Origin of the sequence: Bacillus cereus group sp. MYBK14-1 (genome assembly GCF_051916885.1) — a bacterium.
GTDB classification, from domain to species: Bacteria; Bacillota; Bacilli; order Bacillales; family Bacillaceae_G; genus Bacillus_A; species Bacillus_A cereus.
Map to the genome: position 1 here is coordinate 355185 of NZ_JBQAHM010000004.1, position 16338 is coordinate 371522.

Consider the following 16338-nt stretch of genomic DNA (forward strand, 5'->3'; position numbering starts at 1 on the left):
AGAATTTTAAGTAGCTTATGTAATTTAATTAAAAAAGCGAAAGGAGATTCTAACATGTGGTTACTCACGGCAATTGCGCCTGTTTTAATAGTCGGGGGAATTGTAGTATATGTGATTGGTAGCCTTAAACATAAATATAACAACGGTAACTTAGGTAAGAAAAAATCAAAAAACGCTCAAATTTTATTAGACAGTTTAATACCTATGGGAATGCTTGTTGGCTGTATAATCGGTTTAATTTTCGGCATGTTTTTCCCAGATTATTCACTTCTTGCAGTGAGTTTAGGATCTGGAATCGGCTATTTATTGGGGTTTTTCGCCTATGAAATTTATAGCAAGACAGGAAACAACCTCTCATAATCCAAAAAGAATAAGCGGAACAGTACATAGTAGTCATATACAATATGTACTGTCCTTTATTTTTGTATCAACACTATCACCTTACCTTTCGCCTACTATACACCTTTTTTATTGATTTTCCTCTCCTCCACCTTTTGCATATTCGCTTTTTTATTTTCATTGGATCTATATCCAAAGTAAAGTAGCGCACATGTAATAATAGAACCTACAATGTATCCTAAAAAACATCCTAACCAAAACATAGTGTAACCGCCTCCATTCATAATAAATTTTATGTAATATAACTCTTTACATACTCCATCGTTTATTTCTATTAACTATACACTTTCTAAAATTATTCATACCACTCATTCTCTTCGTACCTCAAATAGCAATTTTATTATTTGTCATAAAATTAACACCTTCTTTAAATACAAAAACTTCCATTTACTTGCTTTTTCTTAAGAAATAATATACTACATTTGAAATAAGCGAGCTAGTACATCGGCCCTTCTCTATTTTAACTTTAGTCATGAACAAAAGAAAAATAAAAAACCCCCTCAAAGCATAAACTTCAAGGGGTGAGCCTGTTTTTTATTTACTTATATACGTACAGCTGTACCACTTACAGCAACCATTAACATTCCATCACGAACTACTTCGTAATCTACGTCAACACCAACGATAGCGTTCGCACCTTTTTGTTTTGCAAGTTCTTTCATTTCGTCCATTGCGATATCACGAGCTTCTTTTAGCTTACTTTCATAAGAACCAGCACGACCACCGACAACATCACGAACAGAAGCGAATAAATCGCGGACAATATTTGCACCCATAATAGCTTCACCATTTACAATATCGATATACTCAATAATTTCTTTACCTTGAATTCCAGAAGTTGTTGTTACAATCATGACTGACACTCTCCTAATAAGTTGTAGTTTTAATTAGCTTTCTTATGTCTTTATTATGACATGGAACAAACAACTAATCTATTGAATTACCTTACAGGAATGTGACAGTTTTGTAAGAATGAAACGCGCATTATGTTTCATTTTAATAAAGCGCTTTAAAATTAGGATACATAAACGACTCTTTATTTTCTTTCCAATCCTTTTCTACTTCTTTAAAAGTTGGTCGCCCTAATTCTTTGTTATTTTCATGTTTACGAAACCACTTCTTCACATACTGGTCTCCATTTTTATTTTGAACTGTACAAAGGAAACTATTACTGCTATCCTTTAATATTTTTACAATCACGAAAAGACACCTCTTCCCTTTTAAATAGCATGATAGAACTTGATCTTTTACTATAAGCCCTTCCTCTCTTATAGTCATACGACTCCTCGGCCGCGCCAAAGTTGTAAGATCAAAAAATGATATTCACTTTGTTTACATTTTATTTAAAGAAATCAGAGTTATAGGCATTATGCTTATCAAATATTTTATAGATTTCTAACTTATCATCTAATTTTGCATCTACTAAAATTAATATATTGCCATCGTAAATATATTCTTCATACTTTTTAGCATGTTCTTCTGGAATTCCTAATCCTATAAATGCTCCTATTAAACTTCCAGCTCCTCCGCCAATACCAGCTCCTCCAATAGCTGCTGCGATCGGTCCCGCTGCTACGATTGGACCCATTCCAGAAACGGCAAGTATACCAAGACCTGTTAATAAACCACCGAGTCCGCCTGCTACTCCTCCAGCTACAAGCCCTGTCGCTGAAAAGATATCTGCTTTATGTGCAGTTTCGCTATTCACTTTTTCACCCGATTTTTCTTCCAGATGTTCAATTTCCTTTTGATCTTTTGCAATAGCTGAAATGTTATCTGCTGAGTATCCTTTTTCATTTAATTCATTAATAACGAGTGCCGCATCATCAATTGTTCTAAAAACACCTACTATTTTTCTATCTACATTCATAACTATTAACCTCCTAAAGTTTTATATAATGTATCTTTATTTTTCTTCATTTCTGTATACACTAATCTTCTTATTAACATAACCATTTACGAAAAAAGCGAATAGTAAAAGCACTACAAGTGAACTACTTAACAAGTAAATTAAATCAAATGTAATATTAATCATCATTTCATTCATGTATACCAGGCTCCTTTTTATTTAAAGTAAAAGTATATTTTGATAGACTAATCTACTAAACATAGACATCTTACAATTCATCTTCAGTTAATCTCTTTGTAGTATATGTATACCCTTCCTAACCTTTTCTAAACGTAAAAAACTATAATTATATTTTTTCTTATTTATATGTTTAACATTTTTTTAAACGGGTATGTTTATATTGTTATGCTTACTATATGGAAAGGAATATTACGATGAACGCCATTCACTCTACTACTATTTCTTATAATGAAACACCTACAATAACGCAGATTCATCATTTTTATGCTTTAATGACAACATTTCAAACGAATGTATTTATAAGTAAACACGGAACACTTACTTCTATTAAAAACTTAAGCACTCTAGTATCCTTTTTCCTTACTGTAAAAAAGAGAGATCTTGTATTATTTATTTTTGAAGGAATAGATGCAGAAAGAGCTTTAAAAACACTCTTCCCTTCTTAGAATGTTTGTTATCCTCTATTCCCTCGTCTACTACCTTTCATATATGTTTTTATATTTCAAAATGATTTCCTCTATTAAAAAAGAACCCCCTAATACAATAGGGGGATTTCTAGTTTGACCTTATGAAAACTGATATAATATATATTACGTTTTTCATTCTTTAAAATAGAAAAGTTTTAATAACCTTGAAGGTAGGAATTTTTAATGAACTCGAAAGCAAAATTTAGTATTCGCTACAAAATTATGGCTGGTTATTTAGTTATCATTTTGTTCTTACTTGTTTCTTTCATTATGTTAAACAATGAGATTTCCAGCTTACAAAAATCTCGTAATTTTATTATTGATCACGATTTTAAAGTTCTCAATTTAACGAATCAAGTGGAGAAAGAGTTACTAACAATTGAAAATAAAGCGAAAGGGTTTATCATTTCTAATAACCCTACTTACGTGCAATCCCTTAACTCTGCGGAAAAGGATTACGAAAAACATTATCAAGATCTTTTTGCTTTATTAGAGGATAATCCCTCTCAGCAAGAAAAATTAAAACAGATTAACGAAAACATTACTAGTTGGATTAATAAAGAGATTCACCCACTCATTACAAATAATAATAGTAATAATGTACAAACAATCGACACGACTCAAATTCAATCATTACAATCGCAGGTAACTAACTTCCGGAGCACTGAGGAGCAACTAACGAAAAAAAGAGCTGCACAATTAGATACTGAAAATAATAAATTAGAGATTTGGTTATACAGTTTATTGTTCTTACTTTCTTGTATTTCTATTATCGTTTCACTCTATATTTCGAATGCCATTACAAAAACGATTAAAAATGTAATTCAAGCTATTAAATCCATTTCTTCTAAAGAAAAAATTACGGAAAGAATTCATGTAAATACACATGATGAAATAAAAGATCTTGCTCATACAACAAATCACCTACTAGACGAAATATCAAAAAGAGAGTGGTTACAAACTGAGCTTGCAGAATTAATTTTAATGTATCAAGGTGTATCTTCTATTGAGATGTTAGGTAAAAAAATTCTTAGTGGCATCATACAAAAAACGCAAACTTCTTGCGGTGCATTTTATGTACGTGAAGAATATGAAGAAACTGTCTACTATGTGAAAAAAGCTTCTTTCGCCGATCAAGGTGCTGATATTGGAAAACAATCCATTAAAATGGGTGAAGGTTTCATTGGACAGTCTGCCTTAGAAAAGAAAAGTTTTATTCTCAGTGACATACCCGAAGAGTTTCGTTATGTCACTAGTGGAGTATTAGAAATACGTCCTAAAAATCTACTAGTCATCCCTATCTTATTTGAGGATGAAGTGATCGCAGTAATGGAGTTAGTAAGTGTAACTGAGATTTCAGATTTACATCAAGATTTAATTCAACAAACCGTTGATAATCTAGGTTTAACAATTCATAGCATTATGGGACGTATGCGAATTCAAACTCTTTTACATGAATCACAAGCAATGACAGAAGAGTTGCAAGTTCAATCAGAAGAATTACAAACGCAAGCGGAAGAACTACAAATGCAAGCAGAAGAATTACGAACAACGAATGAACAATTAGAGTCTAGAACTGAAGAGGCTGAGCAGAAGACAGCTGACTTACAAATTACCAAATCAGAATTAGAAGAAAAAGCAAGCGAGTTGTTACGCAGCTCAAAATACAAATCTGAGTTCCTAGCAAATATGTCACATGAATTACGCACACCGTTAAATAGTATTTTACTATTATCTGAAATGTTAAGAGAAAATCATGATAACAATTTATCCGACGATGAGATTGAATTAGCAACTGTCATTCATTCATCAGGGAAAGACTTACTTACTTTAATTAATGACATACTAGATTTATCTAAAGTAGAAGCAGGCAAACTAGACATCATTTTTGAGGCAACGAACATAAGTGACATGGCAGCCAATATGCATCAAAACTTTTTACATATAGCTGCACAAAAAAATGTCGAATTTACTATTGAGGACAGTGATACGATTCCTGATCTGTTTTATACAGATGCAAAACGGATTGAGCAAATTATTAAAAACTTATTATCCAATGCATTTAAATTCACAGAAAAAGGATCCGTTTCTTTACATTTTGATTCGATAGAAACAACCAATTTAAGTCATGATATGCAGTCTATCAGTAAAGATTGGATTACAATTTCAGTAAAAGATACTGGTATTGGTATCGCTAAAGAACAGCATCAACTTATTTTCGAAGCCTTTCAACAGGCAGATGGAGCAACGATTCGAAAGTATGGTGGTACAGGATTAGGTTTATCTATTTGTAAAGAGTTTGCGAGATTATTAGGTGGTTGGATTACGTTAGAGAGTAATGTAGGAGAAGGTAGTACTTTCACCGTATATATTCCTAACCTTCCAAATGGATTACATGATATACAGTTATCCAATTTAGAAGTCGCAGCAACGATAGAAGATGTTATTCCTGCTGAAGTTGTTGAAGAAACTATCGTTACTCCAGAAACAAATAACGTCTTCCAAGAGAAAAACATTTTAATTGTCGATGATGATCATCGAAATATATTTGCGTTACAAAATGCATTAAAAAAACAAAATGCCAACATTATTACTGCCCAAAACGGCATAGAGTGTTTAGAAATACTAAAAAGCAATACAAATATTGACCTTATTTTAATGGATATTATGATGCCGAATATGGACGGTTATGAAACGATGGAAAATATCCGAATGAACTTAGGGCTAAATGAAATACCTATTATCGCATTAACTGCTAAAGCAATGCCAAATGATAAGGAAAAATGTTTATCTGCTGGCGCTTCAGATTATATAAGTAAACCATTAAATCTACATCAACTCTATTCGGTAATGAGTGTATGGTTAATAAAATAAGTGAGGTTTAGTTGGAGTGGAAAATAAGTATTATAATTTTGATCCATCAGTAGATACGGATGAGCGCACAAACTTAGAAATTGAATTACTATTGGAAGCGGTATTTAAACTATCAGGATTTGATTTTCGTCAATATGCTCGCACATCTATTTATAGAAGGATTTGTAATCGAATGCAGCTCTCTAATATCCCAACCATTTCAAAATTAATTGAAAAAGTAATTCACGAGGAAGGGGTTTTAGAACAGTTATTAAATGATTTCTCGATTAATGTAACTGAGATGTTCCGTAACCCTGCCTTTTTTAAAGCGCTAAGAGAGCATGTTATTCCTGAATTGAAAAAGCAACCTGAAATTAGAATTTGGCATGCTGGATGCGCAACTGGTGAAGAAGTATTATCAATGTCCATCTTACTTCACGAAGAAGGATTAAGTGAAAAGTCGGTTATTTACGCAACAGATATGAATACAAATGTGTTAGAAAAAGCAAAACAAGGTATCCTCCCGTTAAATAAAATGCAAACTTATACGAAAAACTATTTACAAGCTGGCGGTACACAAGCGTTTTCTAACTATTATTCAACAGATAATCGTTTTGCTTATTTTAATCCATCACTTTTACAAAACATTATTTTTGCACAGCATAATTTAGTAACCGATCAATCTTTTAACGAGTTTCATATTATACTTTGTCGTAACGTTTTAATTTACTTTACAAGCAAACTTCAAAATCAAGTGCAGCAACTATTTTATGAAAGCTTAGGTCACAATGGATTTCTATGTTTAGGAAATAAAGAAACTCTTCGTTTTTCAAATATAATGCCGCATTATACTCAATTTAATCCTAGCGAACAAATTTATCAAAAAATACAATAAAAAGCGTATGAAATCCTCTGTTTGGATTTCATACGCTTTTTATTTCGCATTCGTTTGTATCATAATGAGACACATATCATCTGATTGCGCTTTCTTTTGTTCTTCCTTGTAAAACCCTTCTATCTCGCCTTCTAAATCTCCCCATTTTCTTTCTGTAAAAGTACGTAATTTCTCTTCAGCCTCAAATTCATCATTTGCAATTGCTTCAAGAACACCATCTGTAAATAATACGATTTGAGCATTTTTCTCAAAAGGTATAACTGTCTTTTCAACTTTTATTTCATCAAAAAATCCTACCGCACAACTCCCGCGATCTAGTTCAACTACATTTGTTTCATCAACTAAAACATATCCAGAAGGATGCCCTGCATTGACATATTCAACTGTTCTACCTTCTGTATTAACAACTAAGTATATCGCCGTAAAATAATAAGGAATATTGTCATTTTCATTATGTAAAAGGGTCATATATTTATTTAATTCTTTAATAACGAGTTCTGGATCAATTAAACATTTAATCGTTTCACGTAATACAGACGAAATAAACATACAAACTAATGAAGCAGATACACCATGTCCCATCACATCTAATAATATAATACCGTAGCGATTTTCATCGATTTTATACCAATAATACATATCTCCAGCTAGTTTAAATGAGGGCAAGTAACTTGCTTCAATTTTTATATGATCTTCTCTTAATGGGCTACTTAATAAGTTTCTTTGTACTTGCGTAGCTAAATCTAGTTCATTCCGAAGATTTTCTTCTTGTTCTTTATGCCAATTTAATTCTGATTTCAAGCGTAACGCTACACGCATACGTGCTAATAGTTCAACTTTATTTATAGGTTTCGTAATATAATCCATTGCCCCCATATCAAGAGCTTCGGCCAATTTATTTGCATCCTCTAAAGCTGTAACAAAAATAATAGGAATATCTTTAAACTTCTCCTCTTTTTGTAATCGCCTACAAACTTCAAGTCCATCAATTTCAGGCATCATAATATCTAATAGTATTAAATCAATTTCATTATACCTGGAAGAATCTCCTCCAAATTGAATGTATTCGAAAAGCTCTTGTGCAGAATTCAGCGATACAAGATCCTGATATCCGGCTTGTTTTAAAATTTTTTCAATTACAAAGATGTTAACCGGATTATCATCGACAATTAAAATGGACACAAGTTATTTCCCCTTTTCTTATTTAAAATGTAAATCTATTATCATTTTCTATTTTTCTAGTATTGCATACTCAGTTACAAAATGAAAATTTCCTACTCTAACATAATTTTTATACAGCAAAAGAACAAACCCCCAGAAATGAGAGTTTGTTCTTTCATTCTATAAATTTCCACTATTAATTTAATACCATTGCTTTGTCATTTAAAAGACGATCTAATTCTTCCATATGATTTGTTTCATCGGCAATCATATCTTCTAGTTTTACAACTAACTCTGTCATATTTAATTTCGCTGCCTGTTCTTTTCTCGTTTCATAACGCTTAATTGTTTCATATTCTGATTGTCTAGCGGATTCTAACATTTCTCTAACATCTTCTACTTGTTTCACTGGTAAAGGGATCGTAGTGGGGGTACCACCTAGCGTCTTAATTTTCTCCGCTAAATATAGGGCATGTCCTTGTTCATCACTAATTTCAGATTCAAAGAAAGGCTTTAACACTTGTCTATATATACCAGAAACTGTAGCTGCATTATGGTTATACATAATAATTGCTGCGTATTCTCCTGCTAAATCTTCATTCAACCCTTCGATTAGTTCTTTCACATCGTGTGACATTTTCATATCTCCTCCTATACTTAATAAGTACCCCTTTTCTCATGTTTTAAACATCATTATTTTAAATTTTTTATGTATCTAAAAATGCGGCTTGCTTCAATTTACTTATCGCTTGTCTTTTAATACGAGAAACGTGCATTTGTGAAATACCTAACCGTTCCCCTGTATCTTTTTGATTTAAATTTTCTCCAAATATATAATGAATAACACTCTTTTCCGTATCATTTAATACGTTAAAAATATCCTTTAAAACGAGACGCCTTTCTGTCTCTTCATATCCTTGCTCTACTTCACCTACAGATTCAATTCTCGCTACCGAACTTCCATCAGATGAATTTTCAACTACATCATCTAAGGAAGATACTCGATAATTATTTTTCGCATCCATAATCTCTAGAACTTCCTCTTCCGATAGTCCTAAATGATTTGCAATTTCTATTATCTTCGGTGAACGTTGCAGATGATCTGTTAACTCCTCTATCGCAAGTTTAATTTTTCCGCCTAAATCTTTAATTCGCCTTGGAACGTGAATGCCCCAAGTTTTATCACGTAAATACTTCTTTATTTCGCCTACTATTGTAGGTATTGCAAAAGGCTCAAAGGCATTCCCTATCGAATAATCATACCTTCTTATTGCGCCTAAGAGCCCTAACATGCCTACTTGTATAATATCCTCATGCATCGGTCCGCCTTTTGAATAGCGATATGCAATGGAATAGACAAGATTTTTATAATGCTCAACTAACCTTTCCTGCGCTTCATCACATTGGTTTTGTTGGAAGTCTGCAATTAGTTTAATAACGTCTTCTTTAGTAAGATTCGTAGGTTGAGATTGGATTTCCATCATTCTCCACCTGCTCTCTTTGTATATATTTTGTCATTAAAACTGTCATGCCCTCATCATGCATGATTTGTATATCATCCATTAACGTATTAATTAAATATAAACCTAAACCATTTTCTGGCAAATGTTCTACTGGTTTACTAATATCATACGGACCAACTTTCCTTTTTAAGTTATTAAAATCAAAGCTAACCCCATTATCCGCAACCATAATTTCTAATCGATTTTCATATAGTCCAAAGACAATTGCAATTTCTCCAACGTCTTCTTTATATGCATGTTGTACAATATTTGTACATGCTTCACTAATAGCAATTTTCATATCTTCTATATCGTCATAAGCAAAGCCTATTCGATTCGCAACACCAGCCATTGTTAAACGAATAATAGCCACATATTCTGCCTTTGCAGGAATTTTCATTTCTATCTTTTCAAATCTCTCCATCATCCCTAGTCACCTTCTTTCTACTTTTTCAAAATCAGAATTCAAATTTAATATTTCCGTTAATCCTGTAATATCGAATAATCTTTTTAATCTTTTAGATACACCGATAAACTCTAGTTTCCCATCATTTTTCTTAACCGCTTTTAATAGCGCTATAAAAACACCTAAACCGGTGCTATCCATATAATCTACGTTATGAAAATCTACTACAATATGAACCTCTTTTTCGCTTGTAATAGGCATAATCTTATTTTTTAAATCTGATGCCGTATATGCATCAATTTCACCATTAAGTTGTACCGTATAACCTACATCATTTTGCAAAATATTTATTGCCAAATTCATCATTTCCGCCCCCTTATCTCGAACTACTACTATGTTAATTACCCATAAAAATTAGTTTTAAACATATTTTTTTATTTTTATTATAAATAAATTTTCTACAGCTTTCTCGGCTTAACACGTAAAAAATACTACCAAATGTTTAAACCTTATAAATTTGTGTATATATAATGTATAAACATTATTTTTAGGGGGATCTATCTATGGAAGAGCACAGCTTTAAAAAGGGAGATTTTGTTCAATTTTCTTATCGACACGATCATGCTACAAAATTAGTTGGTTCCATTATTAATATACTAACGAATACAATTGTAGTGGATATAGGTAATAACGAGGACTTATCTCATATAGAACCGAGGCAGGTCGTAAGAATAAATAATTGTGAAAAAGTAACGACGGTTTAATACATAATAAAAAGTGTAATTTCAATGAGTGGGGGCCTTCATCCCCCACTCATTCCTATGTAGGTTACATTAAAAAAGCATCCAAATTAGTTTAATTGGATGCTTTTTTATGTATATTTATCAGTTCATTCACTTTATAGTTATATATAATAAACTTAAGATTACTATTCATGATCATACTTACGCTTTCCGCAGCATTCTAGAGAAAAATGTTACGATTAAAATAAAGACGATTGCACCTAATAACGCTGGAAGAACAAAGATGCCTCCCCATTCAGGACCCCAATGACCAAATAATGCACTACCTACCCAAGATCCGATTAATCCGGCAATCACATTACCAACTATACCTAAAGGAAAGTCTTTTCCCGTAATCATTCCAGCTAACGCACCAATAAGTCCACCTACAATACACGTAATAATAAGTCCCACAATTAACCCTCCTATATTCGTTTTATATTGTATTTATCAAGCTTTGGTATGTAACCAAAGCTTGATAAACATGTATTATTCTTTATTATCCAACCCATCACTTATCTTTTGTTTCACTTTTCCGACTTTTTCTTTTATCGTTCCCTTCGTCTTGTCCCACTTCCCTTCATTTTTCAACTTTCTATCTTCTGTAACCTCACCAATTCCTTCTTTTACTTGTCCCTTTGTCTTTTCCACTTTACCCGTAATTTGTTCTTTTAGTCCGTTCTCACTCATATTTCCCATCTCCTTTTCGTAATAGATTTATAGATTTACAGGATACAAATTTAAATAGAATACATGCATCTTCTTTCTTGTAACCATTCACCGACTCTCTCTAAATCTTTAACGAATAACAAGATTTTTCCTTCATCTAGCTTTTCTTCGTAGAAGTTCGCTTCTTCCTCATTAAGCCCTAACTCCTGCATCTTATTTCTTAACTGATCTCCCGTTTTTTGAAAGACGTTAATAATACTTGTCCCAAGTCCCTCCTCTTGTATACCAATTGTATTCAAGTCTGCATTGTCTGCGATTCTATCTGTCCTTTCTTTCTCGTGTGTTAATACGTAAATATCTTTTTGGTCTATCCCTTTCTTCACTAGATCATTCGCCGCATTTATGACCTCTTTCTCCGTAATAAATTCATATACAAAAGGTTTACTATACTTCGTTTCCATCTTTAACTTCCTCCTTTAAAATGAATTATTTGTTATATTATATGTAGTACACCTATTCTCGAAATGTTAAACATAAAATCTAAAAAAATATCTAAATTTTGTTTTTGATAGAGAAAGAATAGCGTGATTTACCACTTCAACACACCTCACCCACCTTACAATAACTATCTAAATTAACAGAAAATTATTATAATTAAACTTAAGGAGGGATACTATGAAAAAAATCATATCTATATGCGCTCTAACCGCTCTATCTTTCACTTTAATAGGCTGTACAAGCACCTCAGCTACAGATAAAGCTTCACAAGCTAAGCAAGAACATACACAAAATACCTTTCAATTAAACTCCGCAAATATTACAGACATTGAAATACTGAAAACAACAAATCATACTACTTCCAAATCTCAAACAGATAACGAAGAAATGATACAATCTATCGTTTCAGCAGTTCAAAATGGAACACCTACAACAATTACTTTAGATCAAAAAAAGAGAGAATCTGCACATTCTACTATTACCGTTACATATAAAGATGATTCCAAAGAAGAGTTTCTTGTTTGGGTTGATAATAAGGAACAAATTACAATTGCTAAAGATGAGAAGAAAGATAAGGTAGAAGGTGTGATAGTAAATATTAAAGATGCTAAAATGATGAAGGATTTCTTTTAAAATTCTAGTTAACGTTAAAAAAAGAGTAGGATTACACCCTACTCTTTTGTTTAATCATGCTCAATAAATAGACCTTTATAAAATCTATTTAAGGTCTAATTTTGCTAAATCATGTTGTAAAACATTATTTCCTTCTTGTGGGTTAAATACGATTGCACTAAGACCAAAAACATTTGTAACAACATCTCTATCTTTCGGACGAATGATTCTTACTTCATAAGCAAAGAGTGCTGGAGGAAGAGCTGCTGAACGAAAAGTAACATATCGATTAGGTGGCAATGTTTGTGTTGAAGGGTCTATTAATGGTAACAATACCGGAGAACCCGATGACCAATCAAACATTTCAACTGTTACTCTACGAGTATCATCTGGATCAACATTCATAGCTTCAACAGTAAGAAATAACGTAGCGGAATGTCTACGTAATACACCCGTTGATAAAGTTTCATTATGATGTTCAAAGCATTTTTTTGGAGGGTGACCATAGCCATAACTCATACCAATTCCCCCCTTTCATTTACAATTAAGGACAAGTATTCCTTATAATATATAATGCTAGTATTCTTTTATTGAAAGGTATAAAAGCGGATTTCTATCTATATTTTTGGATATTTTATTTTTCATTTATTCGCTCTTAAATAATAAAGTGAAACTTTATTCCAAACAATATCGCTATTGCACCAAAGTAAAACAAACTGGACAACCTAGATTTCAAACTGTAAGATTAGATGTTGGTGAAATTGGGCAGCAAAGCATATATAGAAAATAGGTGTTAATGTTGAAAATCAATAAAAAATTCGAACCAATAATTTTTAATATCTTTATGATTTTAGGCATATCTAGCATTATCTCTTTCGTCATGGTTTCAATGAATGTTGGATATACAGCTTTATTTCTCAAATCATGGATAAAAACATGGGGAATTGCTTTCATACTTGCATTTTTAGCTTCTAAATTATTACCCTTTGTAGTTAAAAAGATAATGAAAATCTTCACTTTTGTTGAGCATGATGCTTAAGAATAAAGTGATGTACTGCGTAGGTTCATTCCAATTAAAAGAGTTTATTATCACAAAAACTTAACCTAGTAAAATATTTCAAATCGAAGGAAGACACCTTAAAGGTTGTCTTTTCTTTATAAGTAAAAAAAGCCCGCCTATTTCCGTAGGCGGGCTTTATCTTTATTACACAATACGAAAGTATACTCTCTTTTTCACTGAAATTTTATGTAATTTTACATATTCATGAACATACATGTCTTGATGGACTTTATCTATATACTCATGACAGTAATCCATTGAAAATGTATCTTCTTGAAAGCAAAACTCTCTTTTAGAAAGAAAAAAAGACACCCTAAAGTTCATTCCTCCGACTTGAACCTCTTTAATTTTAATAATATGTATTGGACTCTTATCTAAAAAATAATCTAATGTATTCCAATAAGAGAAAGATAATGATAAAATAAAAGTGCAACAAGATGTTGCTTAGTTTTTAAATTTTATGGGAATAACACAAAAGCTAGGTTTGGTCGCCAAGTTTTTTCATTCCTATCGGTCATGAAATACCCCGGTTGGTCGCTGGGGTATTTCTTTTTTATTAACGTATATATAGGTCTATTATGGACAAAATAAAATATAATCTTAGTAGAAGATAGAACACTGACATCTTTGCCGCTTCTAAATCACTTTGGTCTTGTGCGAAGAAAGGATGGTCAGTACTTTCAGCTCAGTGTTCGATCTACTTTAGTTTTTGAGTTGAGTGTTGCTAATCATAGCAGCACTTTTTTACATTCCGATTTGTTCTTTGATGAATTGAATTATATGTTTTACAAACTGGCTTTGCGTGAAGAAGTAATGAATATTTCTCAGTACTGTCGTCCACGATGCTAGATTACTTACGAAAGACTGGGATTCTGTCTTTTTGGTCGCCTTTTTTTTACGTTTTTTCATTCCTGTCCCTCCCTTCATAAGGGAAGGGCAAAGATGGCACATTTTACATTTTAAAAAGTTATATAGAAGAGGACACGCTATTCATTAGCAAAATAAAGAAAAGACACCCTAAGGTGCCTTCCTCCGACTTGAACCACTTTAATTTTAATAATATGTATTAGACTCCCATCCAACTGTTATTTGTGTTTATTGAGAAATACAATAATTTATTTGTGCTGGTTGTCTGTATGGTCCATGCAGCGATTAACAAGAGGACAATAGCAGTGATGACACCTAAAAGTCATTGCTTGAGCTGATGGCTAGAAACATAAGCGTTACTGTGTATTTATGAAATTTCATTATAAGCAACCTCCTAGTGGAACTACACATTGGTAGAAAAATATATATACTTCTTTCTACTTGATAAGTTCTTATTTTAATCATATATAAAAGGAAATGAAACCGGCTATAACAATCAATGGAAGGATTACTGCGAGTTTATTTTTTAGAGGGACACGCTTGTCTGGGACGCCGGGGTGGATAACAAAAGCTAGTAAAACAATTACTCCAATAATACCTAAAAGTGTATGAATGATGATCATCCTCCTAAGTAATATTATTATTAAAATTATATAACATTCAAATGTTTATAAAGTATTTTTTACAATATAACCCAGATGTTGCATTTTTAAATTCAAAAAAGCCCCTCAAAATATCTAAATGTATAACCAAATGTAGTGCTTTCCAGTTGATAGCCTTTCCAAGCCATCTCTTCTAACCATTTTTCCTCTTTCTCAAAGTCTAAAAAGAATTTCAATCTCCATATCATCGTTTCCCCCTAACTATACGTGTAATAAACTCTTTGTAACCTCAATAATGTGCTGCATTCTCATAAAGTCTAAGTGCAATACTTCTTTCCCGCGTTCCGTAATGACATACACTTTTCTTCGTTTATCTTCACTTTTTACTGATTCTATTAACCCTTGTTTTAATAAATTTTCAACCGCACCATACAATGTACCCGCTGCGATTTTTACTTGATGATTACTCAGTTCCTCCACCTTTTGCATAATTAAATATCCATGAGCTGGCTCTAATAAAGCTAAAAGAACGTAATACGTTGTTTCCGTTAATGGTAAATTTTTATCTCTATTCATAAAGACCTCCAATGTCACGATAACTATATAGCCAAACTATATAGTTAAACTGTATAGTTAAACTGTATAGTTAAACTGTATAGTTAAACTGTATAGTTAAACTGTATAGTTAAACTGTATAGTTTGATTTTATACAGTCAGACTGTATATGTCAAATGTAGGAATAACTTTATAACCCAAAACAAAAACGCTATCTTTTAAAAGATAACGTTTTTGTTTTACCCTTGCTTATTCTTCGCCTTCATTTGCTCTTCATAAACAAACTTCGCGGTCATAAAGTCGTTAGAAAAATCTTTCAATGCATTCTTCATTACATTTAATTCTTCTTGTGATTTAATTTCAATACTGTTTAAGAAATCAAATGCTTTTGATTGTTCCTCCGCAACAAAGTTTTGTGTCATATAATCATCTTGGAAGTCTTTCTTCGCCTTTTCTTTTACTTTATTCATTGCCTCTGTTTTGTTTATGCTTTTCATTGGGTTTTCGAATACTCCAGTAGGTTGTTCCGTTTTTGGCTCTTCTTTCTTTTCCGGCTGTTGCGCTGGTGCTGGTTGTTGTGGTTCCTGCTTTGGTTGTTCTTGTTGAACCGGCTGCTGCGCTACTTGTAGCTCTTTTTTCGCTAACTCATCTTTTAACTTCTTCACTTGCTCATCAAGAGATCTTTTTTCAGTTTCTAACACACTCATATCACTTTTCAACTTTTGCGTTTCTTCAAAATGTTCATCTACTAATTTATTGTATTCTTTCTCAGAGTACATTTTTTCACTGGTTGATGTCGTTTTCTCTTTCGTAACAACTACATTAATAATTACAAATAAAGCTATAATTCCTATTAACGCACCAAAAATCTTCTTTTTGTTCATGATTAATCCTCCAAAATGTAAAATTTCAAAAATTATC

At 32.2% G+C, this 16338-nt stretch carries 24 protein-coding genes and 1 pseudogene; 7 read left to right on the top strand and 18 right to left on the bottom strand.

Annotated features, from left to right (window positions below; all coding sequences use genetic code 11):
- Positions 1–54: 54 nt before the first annotated feature.
- A complete protein-coding gene (locus ACTFR3_RS14715; RefSeq protein WP_063535809.1) occupies positions 55–360 on the top strand; it encodes a hypothetical protein in 306 nt (101 codons plus the stop codon).
- Positions 361–455: 95 nt separating this feature from the next.
- Here the strand turns inward: ACTFR3_RS14715 and ACTFR3_RS14720 are convergent, their stop codons facing one another.
- The 5 genes from ACTFR3_RS14720 to ACTFR3_RS14740 all read right to left on the bottom strand — a co-directional run bounded on the left by ACTFR3_RS14720 (position 456) and on the right by ACTFR3_RS14740 (position 2446).
- On the bottom strand, positions 456–602 hold the full coding sequence (locus ACTFR3_RS14720) for a hypothetical protein (protein WP_000498629.1): 147 nt from the start codon (positions 600–602) through the stop codon (positions 456–458).
- Between the two features lie 339 nt (positions 603–941).
- Positions 942–1253 carry a YbjQ family protein gene (locus ACTFR3_RS14725; RefSeq protein WP_000637511.1) on the bottom strand — a complete coding sequence of 104 codons (312 nt, stop codon included), beginning with the start codon at positions 1251–1253 and terminating at the stop codon, positions 942–944.
- 142 nt (positions 1254–1395) lie between these two features.
- Complete coding sequence (locus tag ACTFR3_RS14730) at positions 1396–1599, bottom strand: DUF4028 family protein (RefSeq protein WP_031312203.1); 204 nt, start codon at positions 1597–1599, stop codon at positions 1396–1398.
- Positions 1600–1738: 139 nt separating this feature from the next.
- Positions 1739–2269 carry a general stress protein gene (locus ACTFR3_RS14735; RefSeq protein ID WP_088362527.1) on the bottom strand — a complete coding sequence of 177 codons (531 nt, stop codon included), beginning with the start codon at positions 2267–2269 and terminating at the stop codon, positions 1739–1741.
- Positions 2270–2305: 36 nt separating this feature from the next.
- The gene (locus ACTFR3_RS14740) at positions 2306–2446 is read right to left on the bottom strand and encodes a hypothetical protein (protein WP_001004571.1); all 141 of its coding nucleotides are present in this window, start codon (positions 2444–2446) and stop codon (positions 2306–2308) included.
- Positions 2447–2682: 236 nt separating this feature from the next.
- Here ACTFR3_RS14740 and ACTFR3_RS14745 point away from each other — a divergent pair, with 236 nt between their 5' ends.
- The 3 genes from ACTFR3_RS14745 to ACTFR3_RS14755 all read left to right on the top strand — a co-directional run bounded on the left by ACTFR3_RS14745 (position 2683) and on the right by ACTFR3_RS14755 (position 6703).
- Positions 2683–2934, top strand: a complete 252-nt coding sequence (locus ACTFR3_RS14745) for a hypothetical protein (RefSeq protein ID WP_440044512.1) — start codon at positions 2683–2685, stop codon at positions 2932–2934.
- Between the two features lie 204 nt (positions 2935–3138).
- Positions 3139–5829: an ATP-binding protein gene (locus ACTFR3_RS14750; protein ID WP_440044513.1), complete on the top strand. Its 2691-nt coding sequence runs from the start codon at positions 3139–3141 to the stop codon at positions 5827–5829.
- Positions 5830–5845: 16 nt separating this feature from the next.
- Entirely contained in the window at positions 5846–6703 is an 858-nt protein-coding gene (locus ACTFR3_RS14755) for a CheR family methyltransferase (RefSeq protein ID WP_000429044.1), read from the top strand.
- Between the two features lie 39 nt (positions 6704–6742).
- Here the strand turns inward: ACTFR3_RS14755 and ACTFR3_RS14760 are convergent, their stop codons facing one another.
- The 5 genes from ACTFR3_RS14760 to rsbV form a co-directional block, all read right to left on the bottom strand.
- A complete protein-coding gene (locus tag ACTFR3_RS14760) occupies positions 6743–7885 on the bottom strand; it encodes a fused response regulator/phosphatase (protein WP_000025541.1) in 1143 nt (380 codons plus the stop codon).
- A 175-nt stretch (positions 7886–8060) separates the two neighbouring features.
- On the bottom strand, positions 8061–8501 hold the full coding sequence (locus ACTFR3_RS14765) for a ferritin-like domain-containing protein (protein ID WP_000017741.1): 441 nt from the start codon (positions 8499–8501) through the stop codon (positions 8061–8063).
- Positions 8502–8571: 70 nt separating this feature from the next.
- Positions 8572–9348 (bottom strand): RNA polymerase sigma factor SigB, encoded by a 777-nt coding sequence (sigB, locus tag ACTFR3_RS14770; RefSeq protein ID WP_002183358.1) that lies wholly within the window; start codon positions 9346–9348, stop codon positions 8572–8574.
- Entirely contained in the window at positions 9311–9793 is a 483-nt protein-coding gene (gene rsbW / locus ACTFR3_RS14775) for an anti-sigma B factor RsbW (protein WP_000970571.1), read from the bottom strand. The genes sigB and rsbW overlap by 38 nt, the downstream gene beginning before the upstream one ends.
- A 6-nt stretch (positions 9794–9799) precedes the next feature.
- Entirely contained in the window at positions 9800–10138 is a 339-nt protein-coding gene (gene rsbV, locus ACTFR3_RS14780; RefSeq protein ID WP_002040740.1) for an anti sigma b factor antagonist RsbV, read from the bottom strand.
- 197 nt (positions 10139–10335) lie between these two features.
- On the opposite strand from rsbV, the gene ACTFR3_RS14785 reads away from it, so the two are divergent.
- The gene (locus ACTFR3_RS14785) at positions 10336–10536 is read left to right on the top strand and encodes a hypothetical protein (protein ID WP_000391017.1); all 201 of its coding nucleotides are present in this window, start codon (positions 10336–10338) and stop codon (positions 10534–10536) included.
- Between the two features lie 180 nt (positions 10537–10716).
- Here ACTFR3_RS14785 and ACTFR3_RS14790 read toward each other — a convergent pair whose 3' ends face one another.
- The 3 genes from ACTFR3_RS14790 to ACTFR3_RS14800 all read right to left on the bottom strand — a co-directional run bounded on the left by ACTFR3_RS14790 (position 10717) and on the right by ACTFR3_RS14800 (position 11684).
- Positions 10717–10968, bottom strand: coding sequence for a GlsB/YeaQ/YmgE family stress response membrane protein (locus ACTFR3_RS14790; protein ID WP_000522903.1), 252 nt, complete (start codon positions 10966–10968; stop codon positions 10717–10719).
- A gap of 75 nt (positions 10969–11043) precedes the next feature.
- On the bottom strand, positions 11044–11244 hold the full coding sequence (locus tag ACTFR3_RS14795; protein WP_001293465.1) for a CsbD family protein: 201 nt from the start codon (positions 11242–11244) through the stop codon (positions 11044–11046).
- Between the two features lie 50 nt (positions 11245–11294).
- Complete coding sequence (locus tag ACTFR3_RS14800) at positions 11295–11684, bottom strand: general stress protein (protein ID WP_440044514.1); 390 nt, start codon at positions 11682–11684, stop codon at positions 11295–11297.
- A 214-nt stretch (positions 11685–11898) separates the two neighbouring features.
- On the opposite strand from ACTFR3_RS14800, the gene ACTFR3_RS14805 reads away from it, so the two are divergent.
- The gene (locus ACTFR3_RS14805; RefSeq protein ID WP_000720848.1) at positions 11899–12354 is read left to right on the top strand and encodes a hypothetical protein; all 456 of its coding nucleotides are present in this window, start codon (positions 11899–11901) and stop codon (positions 12352–12354) included.
- 84 nt (positions 12355–12438) lie between these two features.
- Here the strand turns inward: ACTFR3_RS14805 and ACTFR3_RS14810 are convergent, their stop codons facing one another.
- On the bottom strand, positions 12439–12852 hold the full coding sequence (locus tag ACTFR3_RS14810) for a hypothetical protein (RefSeq protein ID WP_000120217.1): 414 nt from the start codon (positions 12850–12852) through the stop codon (positions 12439–12441).
- 280 nt (positions 12853–13132) lie between these two features.
- On the opposite strand from ACTFR3_RS14810, the gene ACTFR3_RS14815 reads away from it, so the two are divergent.
- Positions 13133–13372 (top strand): DUF2798 domain-containing protein, encoded by a 240-nt coding sequence (locus ACTFR3_RS14815; RefSeq protein ID WP_000700207.1) that lies wholly within the window; start codon positions 13133–13135, stop codon positions 13370–13372.
- A 765-nt stretch (positions 13373–14137) separates the two neighbouring features.
- Here the strand turns inward: ACTFR3_RS14815 and ACTFR3_RS14820 are convergent.
- The 4 genes and pseudogenes from ACTFR3_RS14820 to ACTFR3_RS14835 all read right to left on the bottom strand — a co-directional run bounded on the left by ACTFR3_RS14820 (position 14138) and on the right by ACTFR3_RS14835 (position 16301).
- Positions 14138–14302: a hypothetical protein gene (locus ACTFR3_RS14820; RefSeq protein ID WP_000746319.1), complete on the bottom strand. Its 165-nt coding sequence runs from the start codon at positions 14300–14302 to the stop codon at positions 14138–14140.
- A 685-nt stretch (positions 14303–14987) separates the two neighbouring features.
- Positions 14988–15110 (bottom strand): annotated as a pseudogene (locus ACTFR3_RS14825) (DUF2812 domain-containing protein); the annotation flags it as partial.
- A gap of 13 nt (positions 15111–15123) precedes the next feature.
- A complete protein-coding gene (locus ACTFR3_RS14830; protein ID WP_001078066.1) occupies positions 15124–15438 on the bottom strand; it encodes a PadR family transcriptional regulator in 315 nt (104 codons plus the stop codon).
- Positions 15439–15656: 218 nt separating this feature from the next.
- On the bottom strand, positions 15657–16301 hold the full coding sequence (locus ACTFR3_RS14835) for a hypothetical protein (protein ID WP_001035207.1): 645 nt from the start codon (positions 16299–16301) through the stop codon (positions 15657–15659).
- Positions 16302–16338: the final 37 nt, after the last annotated feature.